Source organism: Serratia sp. YC16 (genome assembly GCF_009707615.1).
Taxonomy (GTDB): domain Bacteria; phylum Pseudomonadota; class Gammaproteobacteria; order Enterobacterales; family Enterobacteriaceae; genus Serratia; species Serratia surfactantfaciens.
Genome location: NZ_WLYN01000001.1, coordinates 839356 through 851264 on the forward strand (window position 1 = coordinate 839356; position 11909 = coordinate 851264).

The following is an 11909-nucleotide window of genomic DNA, read 5'->3' on the forward strand; positions in this document are numbered from 1 at the left end:
ATGGATATGCCCGCCGCGTTGGCGGGCACAGGTTTAAATGATGATGCGGCCGTGCGCCATCGCCACCGCGCGATCGCACATGTGGTCGATGACGTCCGCATCGTGGCTGACCAGCACCATGGTCAGATCGCCCGCCTGCTTCAGCTCGTTGAGCAGGTTGAGGATCTCCGCCTGTACCGACATATCCAACGCCGAGGTCGGCTCATCCAGCAGCAACAGCTTCGGCCGCAGCAGTAGCGCGCGCACGATCGCCACGCGCTGGCGCTGGCCACCCGACAGCTGATGCGGATAGCGATCCAGCAGGCGCGGATCCAACCCGACCTGGCGAAATCCCGCGCTGATCTTGCGTTCGATATAGCTTTCCTGCAGCAGTTTGAGCGGCTCGGACAACGTGCGCAGCAGCCGGTGTTTGGGGTGCAGCGAAGCATAGGGATCCTGAAACACCATCTGCACTTCGCGCCGCAGTGGGCCGGTAAATGCCTGGCCCGGTTGCAGCCGCCGCCCCAACAGCTCAAAGCCGCCGCGCCAGCTGTCGTTCAGCCCGGCCAATACCCACAGCAACGAGGACTTGCCGCAGCCGGAAGGCCCCACCAGCCCGAAACACTCGCCCGGTTCGATGCGCAGGTTAACGTCATGCACCACGGTGCGCAGTTCGTATCCCTGACGATGGCTGACGCTCAGGTTATCCAGTGCAATCACGCTCATTTCAAGGTCTCCAACAGCGCCCGATCCAGCACCGGCAATGGTTTGCCGCGCGTCTCGCGACTCGGCCGGCACGCCCACAGCGTGCGGGTATAGGGGTGCGTGGCCTGCGCCAACTGCGTCGCCGGCAGCTGATCCAACAGCTCACCCTTGTACATCACCAATACCCGTTCGCAGTGGTGCGCCACCTGCTGCAAATCGTGGCTGATCAGGATCAGGCCCATATTGCGTTGTGCGACCAGATTTTCTATCAGCTGCAGCACCTGATCGCGCATCTGGTGATCCAGCGCCGAAGTCGGTTCGTCGGCAATCAGCAGTTGCGGATCGTTGATCAGCGCAATGGCCAGCATCACCCGCTGCCCCATGCCGCCGGAGAGCTGATGCGGATAGCGCCGGCACAGCGCCGCCGGATCGGGCAACCCCACCGCCGCCAGCATCTCCAACACTTTTTCACGCCGCTCGGCGCGACTCAGCTTCGCATGCAGCACCAGCGGCTCCTCGACCTGACGCCCAATCGGCTGATTGGGGTTCAGCGCATGCTTGGGGTCTTGCATCACCATCGCCACCCGATCGCCGCGCAGCCGGCTCCACTGGCGTTCGCTCAGCCGCGTGAGGTCTTCGCCGCCCAGCGTCAGGCGCTGCGCCTGCAGCTGCAACGGCGGCGGCAACAGCCCCATCAGCGCACGCGCGGTCAACGATTTGCCCGAGCCGGACTCGCCGACCAGCGCCAGGCGCTCCCGCCCCATGCTGAACGAAATATTTTTCACCAGCGCCACCGGCTGCGGCCCCGGCACGCCGATCGCCAAACGCTCGACGGTCAATAAGGTGTTATCAGTGCCCATGACGAGGATCCATTTTGTCGCGCAGGCCATCGCCCAGCAGGTTAAAGGCCAGGCTGGCGAACAGGATCGCCCCGCCCGGTGCGGCGGCGACCCACCATTGGTCGAAAATCACTTTGCTGCCTTCGGCCACCATCGAGCCCCATTCGGCGGTCGGCGGCGCGACGCCCATGCCGAGGAACCCCAGACCGGCTGCGGACAGGATGATGCCGCCCAGGCTCAGGGCCGCGCGCACCACCGCGCTCGGCAGGCACAGCGGCAAAATGTGGCCAGCCATCAGCCGCAGCCCGCGGATACCCTGCATGCGCGCCGCCGCCAGGTAATCGCTGCGCCTCAGCGCCAGGGTTTCGGCCCGCGCCTGGCGGGCAAAGGCCGGCCAACTGGTCAATGCCAGCGCCAGCGCGCCGTTCATCAGCCCCGGCCCCATCACCGCCACGAACGCCAGCGCAATCACCAGACTCGGCAACGACAGGAAAATATCGGTCAGGCGCATCAAAACGCGTTCAACCCAGCCGCCGAGATAACCGGCACAGATACCGACCAGCAGACCGATAGGAATGGTCAGCACCAGAATCAGCGACACCAGAATCAGCGTCGGCCGCGCGCCGTAAATCACGCGGGAGAGCAAATCGCGGCCGAAGCCGTCGGTGCCCAGCCAATGCTCGGCGGAAGGTGGCAGCAAACGCAGCTCGATATGCTGCAGATTAGGATCGAAAGGCGCCAGCCACGGGGCCAGCAACGCGGTGACGATCAGGATCGCGACCAGCGCCGCGCCCAGCGTCAGCGTGGTCAACCGCCGACCGGTGCGGTAACCGACGGCCGGCTCGCTTTGCGGTTCGTGTTCAGAAAGATATTGGCTCATCGGGTTCGCGGATCCACTAAATAGGTCAAGGCGTCAGCCAGCGCATTCAACAGCACAAAACAGGTGCCGATCAGCAGCGTGGCGCCGAGGATCGCCGGCGTGTCGGCGGCAAACAGCGCCGAAGTCAGGTAACGCCCGACGCCGGGCCAGGCGAACACCGTTTCGGTCAATACCGCGCCCTCCAGCAGGCTGGCGTAGGAGAGAGAAAGTACGGTGATCAGCGTGCCCAGCACGTTAGGAAACACGTGGCGCAGCAGAATGCGCAGACGCCCGGCTCCCTTGGAACGCGCCAGCGTCACGTATTCCTTGTTGCACTCTTCCAGCATCGCCGCACGCAGCAGCCGGGTGATGCCCGCCATCGACAGCAGCGCCAGCGCCACCACCGGCAGCCACAGGTGGCTGATGGCGTTATAGAACATCTCGCGATCGCCGGACAGCCAGCTGTCGATCAACACGAAACCGCTGCGCGGCTCCATGCTGTACAAGTAGATATCGTCCAGCCGCCCCGGCCCCGCCGACCAGTGCAGCGTGGCGTAGAACAGCAGCAGCCCGAGCAGGCTCAGCCAGAAAATCGGCACCGAATAGCCGATCAGCGACAGCAAACGCGCCGCGTTATCCAGCCAGCTGCCCGGTTTGAGCACCGCCAGAAACGCCAGCGTAATGCCGCCGAGGGCGCCGAGGATAATGGCGCAAGTGGCCAGCTCCACCGTCGCCGGGAAGGTACGCAGCAGATCGCTCAACACCGGCTGGGCGGTGATGCGCGAAATGCCCAGATCGCCGTGCGCCAGGTGCGTCAGATAACGCCAAAACTGCACCGGCAGCGGCTGATCCAGCCCCAGCTCATGCCGCACCTGCGCATAGGTGGCTTCACTGGCGTGATCGCCCGCCACCTGCAGCGCCGGATCTATCGGCGCAAGGTGCGACAACATGAAGGTGAACAACAGCAGGCCGAGCAGCGTTAACGCCAGCGACAGCGCGCCGCCAAGCAGCCGCCCGCCCCAGCGCCAATACCGCCGGGCAGCTCCGGCGGAAGCGGAGAGTTCAGCGGCCATTACTTGCTGACCTTGCTGTAGAACACCATGTCAGGGTTGATGCCCTGTACATAGCCCTTGAGATTGTCGCGCACCGCGATCAGGCTGCGCGCCTGCAGGCCGATGACGAACGGCGAGCTTTGCTGCACCTGTTTTTGCAGTTGCTGGTAGTCGGCCACCCGTTTGGCGGTGTCGTTTTCCGCGGTGGCGGCCAACGTCAGCTTGCTCAGCGCCGGGATCTGCCAGTTAGCGCGCCAGGCCAGCGTTTTGCTGCCGTCTTCCGGATTGTAGGCGAAGGCTGCGGCATTGGTGTTAGGGTCGAAATAATCCGGCCCCCAGGAAGTCAGCGTCGCATCGTAGTTAAGCGCTTTCACCTTGGTGGAGACCTGTGAGCTGATGCCCGGCACCAATTCGACCTTCACGCCGCCCTGGGCGAAACTGGCCTGCAGCGCCTGGGCGATATCCAGATACGGCGGCTGATTGTTGACGTCCAGACGGAAACTGACGTTGCTGAGCCCCGCTTTGGCCAGTATCTCTTTGGCTTTTTGCGGATTGAAGCTGTATGGCTGATCCTTGAGCGCCCCCAGATAACCCTCCGGCAGAAACGCCTGATGGCTCTGGAACTGCCCTTTCAGCAGATCGTCGGCGATGCCTTTATAATCGAACAGCCAACGCGCCGCCTCCCAGAACGCCGGATTGCCGAGCGCCGGCGACGCCTTGGCGTTGAACTGCAGGAAATACAGCGAAGCATAGGGAATAGCCAGCGGTTTGACGCCCGGCTTGCCCTTCAAGGCCGCCATTTGGTCGGCCCCCAGGTTGCGCGCGATATCGGCATCGCCCTGCTCGATCAGCAAGCGACGCGCGGCCGGATCGGGCACGTTTTTGATCAGGATGGTTTTCAGCGTCGGCGCGCCTTCCGGCGAGCCCGGGTTGGCGTCCAGCACTACCACTTCATGCGGCACATAGGTACGGATTTTGTAAGGACCGCTGCCGGCGGAGTGGCTGTTCAGCCACTGGTGGCCCAGATCGTCGCCCTGCTGATGTGCCAGCGCCTCTTTGGCGTCGACGATCGACGATACCGGCGCCGACAGTAGGCTGAGCACAAAGGCCGGGCTGACGTTTTCACTCCAGCTGATTTTCACCTGGTGGTCATCCACTTTGATCAGATGCTGCTCGACGTTTTTCGCGTTCCAGCCCAGCTGCGTCAGGATAAACGACGGTTCCAGATTCAGCTTCACCACCCTCGAAAGCGAGAAGATCACGTCCTCCGGTCGCAGCGGGTTGCCGCTGGCGAACCTGGCGTCCGGGCGCAGACGGAAGGTCAGGCTGCGGTTGTCGGCACCGGCCTGCCAGCTGCTGGCCAGGGTCGGCTTGAGATCGATGGGGTTGTGCGGATCAGACTGGATCAGACGTTGATACAGGCTGTTGAACGACTGCACCGTGGTCAACTCAAATCCCTGGGCCGGGTCAAAACTGACCACGTCATCGATAGATTGCGCGATCACCAGCGTGTTGGCCGGCGTCGCCGCCTGTACGTTTGCGCTGGCCGCCACGGCCAAAAACAGCAAAGAAGGAACGAGCGCTTTCATCTGAAACTCTCCAAGCGGATGGAATTTATAATAATTTTGCGAGTGTATGCGAGCACGATCGGCAGCTGAAGGTACTTAAATCACTATAGATATTCTTTTTATGTATATAGCTGGGATTTTGATTATTAGGGCAAGGATTGCGCGGCAGGTCGCACTCTCGCGCCACGTCGCGGCAATTGCCTACTGTCTTTGCGGCGCGATTCGCAGCGATGAAAGTCGGGGTTTGAGTCTGTTTCATCGGGTGACTAACGTGAGCTCAGTCACCCAAAGGACGGGCAAATGGCAAACTATCCATCAGAAAATGGCTGCTCACTCCTGCATGAGAGAGCGATAGAGCAAACGCTGGCAGACATGAACAGCGTGCTGCTTGAGTCGAATCTGTTTATGACTCGTCTGACGGTACAAGACCGGCGCTGGCAAAAAGGCAGAAAAAACGGCCATACGTTAAATTGGCGCTCTCTGTTTAAATATCATGTCCAAATGCCGATGAGTTTCGCTTTTGTCTACCGGCAAATGGCCAGCCCGCTAAGCCGCGCCGGCTTTTGCCTGTGCCGTTATCTCCAGGCGGAGAACGTTATCGAACTTGTCGCGCTGGAGAATTTCTCCCTGCGCGAAACGCAACATCCCCTGAAAGGCAATATGCTGCGCAACTGCTTGCAGGCGCTATATCTGTATGGCCTGAACCTGCAAGAGCAGGGGCTGACGCCGGCGTCGCCACCGGACATACTTATCAGCCACGCCATTAATCATCGCGTGTTAGCACTGTATACACGCCAGGCCGCCTTTGAAGTGATACCCGGCACCATGACATGTAAAACCCGCTTCAGCGCGCTGAAAAATTACATACAATCGCTGGAAAAGTACGGCACCAGATGTGATAAGGTGCGTATAAATAACGAGCAGCAAGGAAGCCAAAATGGAAAATAAGGATCTGACCGACCCCACGCTCTCCATTCAAGAGCAAAAACGCATCGCCATCGAGATTTTACGTCAGTACCATCGCTGGGAGATGGCCAATCCACGTCCAGCCGAAGAACTCCCGGAATGGGAAGCCATCGGCCCGTTCAGAAAAAGCAAGCGTCACCTTATCGAACGTACAGATGACTGACCATGCATTAGCCCGCGAGCACTCCTTTTAGGACAACGTCTCTCGCTTAAATCTGATAGTCAATCACCGCATCCAGCTGCGACGAGAAGACTTTGTCCTTGATTTCGGTTAGCGACAGCGTAGGGTTGCACAGCTGAATAAAGCGCCAGGCATAATTGCGCTGCAGCTGGCTGCGCTTCAGGCCCAACCATACCGTATTAGGTTCAAACAAATGCTCGGCGTTGAGGCTGACCAATCCGCGATCGCGTTCTTTTTCATACGACATGTCGGCCAGCACGCCCACGCCTAACCCCAATTCAACGTAGGTTTTAATCACGTCGGAGTCCTGTGCGCTGAGCGCGATGTCCGGCGTCAGCCCCGCCGTTTTAAACGCCGCATCCAGCTTCGCGCGCCCGGTAATGCCCTGGCGGTAAGTAATCAGCGGCAAGGTGCTGAGCATCTCCAGCGTCACCTGCGGCTGTCGCGTCAACTCGTGCCCTTCCGGCACCAGAATGGTGTGATGCCAGCGATAGTAAGGAAACGCCGCCAACGATTCGTCACTCATCAATCGTTCGCTGGCGATGCCGATATCGGCTTCGCCGGCGGCCAACATCGAAGCGATCTCCTCCGGGCTGCCCTGGTTGAGCACCACCCGCACCCGTGGATAAAGCGCGCGAAACTCTTTGATCACCCCCGGCAGGCTGTAGCGCGCCTGAGTGTGCGTCGTCGCGATATGCAGCTGCCCCGAATCGTTGCTGCTGAAAACGTCCGCCAGGCGACGGATGTTATTGGCATCGTTGAGAATGCGCTCCGCCACCACCAGCAGCTCTTTGCCGGGTTCGGTCATGCCCAGCAAGCGCTTGCCGCGGCGAATGAATATTTCGATACCCAGTTCTTCTTCCAGCTCGCGAATATGGCGGCTGACGCCGGACTGCGAGGTAAATAAGGTATTGGCGACCTCAGTCAGGTTGTAGTTGCAGCGCGCCGATTCACGAATAATTTTTAATTGTTGAAAGTTCATCCCCGTCTCCCTGTTTCTTGCAGTAGCGTTTGCCATATTGATACGGAGTCCTGCGAGGCTGAACAAATAAGAAATAACCTTTAGTTATGCAATTTAATACTAAGTGAATTATTCATCGTTGCTCTCGGCTCAACAAGGCACAACGAAATGCCAAATGACTTTAAAAATAAAGAGATAAATAACCACACAAAAAATAAGCATTAAATAATCATGCAGAAGAAAGTTATTAAATATAGGCATTAGATATATAAAAAGGGCTCAGCATGCTGAGCCCTTCAGTGTCTGCTGCCCTGCTAACGCCTCAGGCCGTGGCTTCAGCCCCGAAAGCGCCAGGGCGGTTCTGTTGCAACCACTGCTGTACATAGCGCACCAGATCGCCGATGCAATCATCCTGCATGCCGTGGTGTTTCAGCTCGTTATCCAGCGCAAACAGATATTGCGCGTTGGTGCCTAGCGGACCGCTGGCGCTGGCGATCAATGGCGCGATCACCTGGTAGCTGGTGTCTTCTTCAAACAGCGGGTGCTGCGGGTTCATCACAAATACCAGCGCGGTCACGACCTCGCCGCCATCCAGCTGCAGCTCGCACCAGGTAGGCACGTAGCAATCGGTGATCATCTCGCGCTTCCACAGCAGTTCCAGCTCTTCGCGCAGCTTGTTTTCCGGCAGGCGGAATGCCAGGCCGGTGGTCTGGCCGCCCTCTTTCAGCGCCAGCATCCGCCCCGGCTGGTGCAGCGTGCCGCGCCCGGCGGTCAGGCGCATGCAGAACGCCCGATGCCAGCCCGGCAGCGTGGCGGGCCGCACTTCTTCCGATTCAAAAACCGGATTCCACATCAGCGAGCCGTAGCCGAATACCCATACCGGGCTGTGATCCGGCCGGCGCGATAACGTGCAATCCAACGAGGCTGCGCGCTGTTCAGGCGTCAGCAACATCGACTCCTCAATAGCGCCGAAGGCGGTTTTACAATCCGCTTTTTGCAGAAAATCTCGCGTTAACACTGTTACAACCTCCCGGGAATACGATTGCTCGTCCTCCCTCGCCACTGCTGAACCTTTGCAATTTTATTTTTGGTGCGGAATTTTATTAATTCAACAACCGCGCCTATTAATAATGACCTTATTCTTTTCCCGTCGCGCAATCAAGTTGCAAAGCGGTATTAAAGTGAAAAAGTATTTGTACTGAGCAGCAATAATATTAATTGCCGTGGTCGCATAGCGCATATGCGATCCTCGCCGCGGGGAAAACGTGACTTTTTGCGCCCGCACACGTTGTCGCCGAGCGCTGTTGAACGCTTCCTTATAATAGAGCGCCTGCGCATGTTTGGCTTCACCGCGTTCGGCAAGCCGTTCGCGGCGTGGCAGAACATCATGCCCTCGGTGCTTGTTCCGAGAATCCTGACTAAACCGGGTTCGCGGCCGATGCGCCTCAATGAGCAAACAATTCTCATTATCAAACGGCATGATATACTCACCGCCAAACGAACTATAAGGAGATCCCCGTGACTACCGAAGCCCCTCGCTCACGCGCCCCCTACCTGATTGCCGTCAGCGCCGTACAGGACATTACCCCGCATCTGCGCCGCATCACCTTTACCGCGCCCGATCTGCGCTACTACCCGGCCAACGCCGCCGCAGCGCACATCAAGGTATTTTTACCGCTCGCCGGCCAAACCCAGCCGGATCTGCCGACGCTGACCGAAAACGGCCCGCGCTGGGCCGCGGACGCCGTGCGCCCGATCGTGCGCACCTATTCCATTCGCGCCGTGCGCCCGGAGCAGGCAGAAGTGGACATCGAGTTCGCCATCCATGACCACCAGGGCCCGGCGGTCGATTTTGCGCGCCAGGCGAAAGCCGGCGATAAAATCGGCATCAGCAACCCGGGTGGCCCGAAACCGATGCTGCCGCAGGCCGACTTCTACAGCCTGGCGGGCGACCCCTCCTCGCTGCCTGCGCTGGCCGCGCTGCTGGAAAACCTGCCGCCGCATAGCGCGGGGCGCGCTTTTGTCCGCGTTGACAGCTCCGCCGACGTGATTGAGCTGAAGAAACCGGCGGACGTTGAAGTCAACTGGGTCGTTGGCGGCACGGAAAAAACCGACGAATTGATCGCACTGTTCCGCGAGCAGTCCTTGCCGCAAGGCGAGACGCATTTTTGGCTGGCCGGTGAAGATCTTTTGGTGGTAGGGCTGCGCCGTTACCTGCGCCGCGAACGCCAATGCGATCGTAATCGTCTTTATGCCGTACCTTACTGGCGTGAGGGACTAAATGAAGAGGGTTATCATAATAAACGGCATGAAATCATGGATAATATTGACGACTAACTGTCACATTTTCCTTGATTAACCACGCACTAAATAAGTAAACACGACTTTTCTCAAATCTAACGTTAAAAAACAGCGTTATTGCGTAAAAGTAAGTAAATAAAACCGCACCCCGTGCGGTTTTTTTGCTACCCTGATCACATAAAGCAAGCAATTGCTTTCTCAGATAAAAACAACATCACACCGGCGCCGTGGGTGTATCCTAATATAAAATACCTACTGGAAACGCAGAGTTGCCGTGTTACGGCGACCGGCGCTGACGGGCTACGCTGTTTGAGAAGGAGTGCCACCCTCATGAAGTCGCAACACGATCCTGGCCGATCCACCAAATCTCGCCACACCGAATACTCGCTGATCTTCCCCATCGCCGCACTGGTGGTGTTGAATCTGTGGAGCAGCACCACTAACTTTCCGCTGATCGTCGGCATCAATATTCTCGCGCTGGTGGGGATCCTCAGCAGCGCCTTCAGCGTTGTGCGCCACGCCGACGTGCTCGCCCACCGTTTGGGCGAACCCTACGGATCGCTGATCCTCAGCCTGTCGGTAGTGATCCTCGAGGTCAGCCTGATTTCGGCGCTGATGGCCACCGGCGATGCCGCGCCGGCGCTGATGCGCGACACGCTGTACTCCATCATCATGATCGTCTCCGCCGGCCTGGTCGGTTTCGCACTGTTGCTCGGCGGGCGCAAGTTCGCCACTCAGTACGTCAACCTGGGCGGCATCAAACAGTACCTGATGGCGATTTTCCCGCTGGCGGTGATCGTGCTGGTATTCCCGAGCGCGCTGCCGGGCGGCAACTTCAGCACCGGGCAAGCGCTGTTGGTGGCGCTGATCTCCGCCGCCATGTATGGCGTATTCCTGGTGATCCAGACCAAAACCCACCAGAGCCTGTTCGTGTATGAACATGAAGATGATGATGGCGACCCGCATCACGGCAAACCTTCTTCGCACAGCAGCGCCTGGCATGCCGCCTGGCTTATCGTGCACCTGATCGCGGTTATCGCCGTCACCAAATTCAACGCCAACCCGCTGGAAGGCCTGTTGACCAAGGTGAATGCGCCGGCGCAGTTCACCGGTTTCCTGGTGGCGCTGTTGATCCTGTCGCCTGAAGGGCTGGGTGCGCTGCGCGCCGTGCTGAACAACCAGGTGCAGCGCGCCATGAACCTGTTCTTCGGTTCGGTACTGGCGACCATCTCCCTGACGGTGCCGGCGGTGACCATCATCGCCACCCTGACCGGGCAGACGCTGATCTTCGGCCTGCAAACGCCGCATATCGTGGTGATGCTGACGGTGCTGCTGCTGTGCCAGCTGTCGTTCTCGACCGGCCGCACCAACGTGCTGAACGGCACCGCCCACCTGGCGCTGTTCGCCGCCTACATGATGACTATCTTCGCCTGATCAAAAAGGGGCGCACTCTGTGCGCCCCTGTCTGCGTTATACCGAGAAGAATATCGCCGCGGCGATCCCCCCGAACAAAATCCACTTGATGATGTAATAACCGGTGCGGTTCCAGGCCTTCAGGCGTTTCCCCACCCGGCGTATCGCATAGATGTATTTGAACATCTTGTTGACGCCGCCGGTGCGATCGCCCTCTTCGTTCGGCGCAGTGGCGGCGCTCATCAGATTGCGCCCCAGCCAATGGTTCACCGCCTGCGTCCAGCGGTAGCGCATCGGCCGTTCGATGTCGCAGAACAAGATCAGGCGATTCTGCCCGCTCTGGTTTTCCGCGTAGTGCAGATAGGTTTCATCGAACATCACCCCTTCACCGTCGCGCCAGCTGTAGCGCTCGCCGTCCACTTCAATGAAGCAACGGTCATCGTTAGGGGTAATCAGCCCCAGGTGATAACGCAGCGAACCGGCGTAAGGATCGCGGTGACGCGGCAAACGGCTGCCGTCCGGCAGTTCGGCGAACATCGCCGCCTTGACCGAAGGCAGGCTGCGCAGCAGCTCAGTGGTCTGCGGGCACAGGGTCATGGCGGAAGGATGGCTGTCTTCATACCATTTCAGATAAAAGCGCTTCCAACCGGTCTTGAAGAACGAGTTGAAACCGGCGTCGTTGAATTGATCGGACGCTTTGATCTGCTGGATCTCCATCAGCTTCTGTCCTTCGTCGCGGATGGTTTCCCAATTCTCCCGCAGTACCGCCAGCTCAGGAAACTGCTCCGGCTTCAGGTACGGCGTAGTCGGCACGCGAGAAAACAGATACATGAAGACGTTCAGCGGTGCGGTAAAGGTGGAATGGTCAGACAGCTGCCGCCATACGTTGTAGCGCACTCGTCCGCGGTAATGCACATAGACGACGCATAAAATAAGCAAAATCAGAATGATATATTTCATGTTTGAATCGCAGCAAAGAACCCACACTCAATGCGCCGCGCGGCGCACACCCCAGATAGTGTCCTTTTGGCGGCACACGCAAACTGCGCGCCAATCTGGAACCCATTAATCATTAACGCTAACTC

13 protein-coding genes are annotated in these 11909 nt (G+C 58.9%); 4 read left to right on the top strand and 9 right to left on the bottom strand.

Going from position 1 to position 11909, the window contains the following annotated elements:
* Positions 1–33: 33 nt before the first annotated feature.
* The 5 genes from GKN89_RS03895 to GKN89_RS03915 are packed head-to-tail and all read right to left on the bottom strand — an operon-like array spanning position 34 to position 5023.
* Positions 34–705, bottom strand: a complete 672-nt coding sequence (locus GKN89_RS03895; RefSeq protein ID WP_154746374.1) for an ABC transporter ATP-binding protein — start codon at positions 703–705, stop codon at positions 34–36.
* Positions 702–1544 (bottom strand): ABC transporter ATP-binding protein, encoded by an 843-nt coding sequence (locus GKN89_RS03900; protein ID WP_154746375.1) that lies wholly within the window; start codon positions 1542–1544, stop codon positions 702–704. Before GKN89_RS03900 ends, GKN89_RS03895 begins: the two co-directional genes overlap by 4 nt.
* Positions 1534–2403 carry an ABC transporter permease gene (locus GKN89_RS03905; protein ID WP_019452908.1) on the bottom strand — a complete coding sequence of 290 codons (870 nt, stop codon included), beginning with the start codon at positions 2401–2403 and terminating at the stop codon, positions 1534–1536. Before GKN89_RS03905 ends, GKN89_RS03900 begins: the two co-directional genes overlap by 11 nt.
* A complete protein-coding gene (locus GKN89_RS03910) occupies positions 2400–3455 on the bottom strand; it encodes an ABC transporter permease (protein ID WP_154746376.1) in 1056 nt (351 codons plus the stop codon). Before GKN89_RS03910 ends, GKN89_RS03905 begins: the two co-directional genes overlap by 4 nt.
* Positions 3455–5023 carry an ABC transporter substrate-binding protein gene (locus GKN89_RS03915; protein ID WP_154746377.1) on the bottom strand — a complete coding sequence of 523 codons (1569 nt, stop codon included), beginning with the start codon at positions 5021–5023 and terminating at the stop codon, positions 3455–3457. The genes GKN89_RS03910 and GKN89_RS03915 overlap by 1 nt, the downstream gene beginning before the upstream one ends.
* A 279-nt stretch (positions 5024–5302) precedes the next feature.
* On the opposite strand from GKN89_RS03915, the gene GKN89_RS03920 reads away from it, so the two are divergent.
* Positions 5303–5950 carry a hypothetical protein gene (locus GKN89_RS03920; RefSeq protein ID WP_154746378.1) on the top strand — a complete coding sequence of 216 codons (648 nt, stop codon included), beginning with the start codon at positions 5303–5305 and terminating at the stop codon, positions 5948–5950.
* Positions 5940–6131 carry a hypothetical protein gene (locus GKN89_RS03925; protein ID WP_015378216.1) on the top strand — a complete coding sequence of 64 codons (192 nt, stop codon included), beginning with the start codon at positions 5940–5942 and terminating at the stop codon, positions 6129–6131. The genes GKN89_RS03920 and GKN89_RS03925 overlap by 11 nt, the downstream gene beginning before the upstream one ends.
* 46 nt (positions 6132–6177) lie before the next feature.
* On the opposite strand, the gene cbl is transcribed toward GKN89_RS03925, so the two are convergent.
* The 3 genes from cbl to GKN89_RS03940 all read right to left on the bottom strand — a co-directional run bounded on the left by cbl (position 6178) and on the right by GKN89_RS03940 (position 8590).
* Complete coding sequence (cbl, locus tag GKN89_RS03930) at positions 6178–7131, bottom strand: HTH-type transcriptional regulator Cbl (protein ID WP_019452911.1); 954 nt, start codon at positions 7129–7131, stop codon at positions 6178–6180.
* Between the two features lie 301 nt (positions 7132–7432).
* The gene (locus GKN89_RS03935; protein ID WP_025159829.1) at positions 7433–8128 is read right to left on the bottom strand and encodes a gamma-glutamylcyclotransferase; all 696 of its coding nucleotides are present in this window, start codon (positions 8126–8128) and stop codon (positions 7433–7435) included.
* A gap of 90 nt (positions 8129–8218) precedes the next feature.
* Positions 8219–8590 carry a hypothetical protein gene (locus tag GKN89_RS03940; RefSeq protein ID WP_154746379.1) on the bottom strand — a complete coding sequence of 124 codons (372 nt, stop codon included), beginning with the start codon at positions 8588–8590 and terminating at the stop codon, positions 8219–8221.
* Between the two features lie 38 nt (positions 8591–8628).
* Here GKN89_RS03940 and GKN89_RS03945 point away from each other — a divergent pair, with 38 nt between their 5' ends.
* Both GKN89_RS03945 and chaA read left to right on the top strand, forming a co-directional pair.
* On the top strand, positions 8629–9447 hold the full coding sequence (locus tag GKN89_RS03945) for a siderophore-interacting protein (protein WP_370520155.1): 819 nt from the start codon (positions 8629–8631) through the stop codon (positions 9445–9447).
* 294 nt (positions 9448–9741) lie between these two features.
* A complete protein-coding gene (gene chaA / locus GKN89_RS03950) occupies positions 9742–10845 on the top strand; it encodes a sodium-potassium/proton antiporter ChaA (RefSeq protein WP_019452915.1) in 1104 nt (367 codons plus the stop codon).
* A 36-nt stretch (positions 10846–10881) separates the two neighbouring features.
* On the opposite strand, the gene lpxO is transcribed toward chaA, so the two are convergent.
* Positions 10882–11784, bottom strand: a complete 903-nt coding sequence (lpxO, locus tag GKN89_RS03955; RefSeq protein ID WP_019452916.1) for a lipid A hydroxylase LpxO — start codon at positions 11782–11784, stop codon at positions 10882–10884.
* Positions 11785–11909 lie beyond the last annotated feature (125 nt).

Coding starts and splice junctions, on each gene's coding strand:
- GKN89_RS03895 (WP_154746374.1), bottom strand. CDS start 705: ATGAGCGTGATTGCACTGGATAACCTGAGCGTCAGCCATCGTCAGGGA.
- GKN89_RS03900 (WP_154746375.1), bottom strand. CDS start 1,544: ATGGGCACTGATAACACCTTATTGACCGTCGAGCGTTTGGCGATCGGC.
- GKN89_RS03905 (WP_019452908.1), bottom strand. CDS start 2,403: ATGAGCCAATATCTTTCTGAACACGAACCGCAAAGCGAGCCGGCCGTC.
- GKN89_RS03910 (WP_154746376.1), bottom strand. CDS start 3,455: ATGGCCGCTGAACTCTCCGCTTCCGCCGGAGCTGCCCGGCGGTATTGG.
- GKN89_RS03915 (WP_154746377.1), bottom strand. CDS start 5,023: ATGAAAGCGCTCGTTCCTTCTTTGCTGTTTTTGGCCGTGGCGGCCAGC.
- GKN89_RS03920 (WP_154746378.1), top strand. CDS start 5,303: ATGGCAAACTATCCATCAGAAAATGGCTGCTCACTCCTGCATGAGAGA.
- GKN89_RS03925 (WP_015378216.1), top strand. CDS start 5,940: ATGGAAAATAAGGATCTGACCGACCCCACGCTCTCCATTCAAGAGCAA.
- cbl (WP_019452911.1), bottom strand. CDS start 7,131: ATGAACTTTCAACAATTAAAAATTATTCGTGAATCGGCGCGCTGCAAC.
- GKN89_RS03940 (WP_154746379.1), bottom strand. CDS start 8,590: ATGCCGTTTGATAATGAGAATTGTTTGCTCATTGAGGCGCATCGGCCG.
- chaA (WP_019452915.1), top strand. CDS start 9,742: ATGAAGTCGCAACACGATCCTGGCCGATCCACCAAATCTCGCCACACC.
- lpxO (WP_019452916.1), bottom strand. CDS start 11,784: ATGAAATATATCATTCTGATTTTGCTTATTTTATGCGTCGTCTATGTG.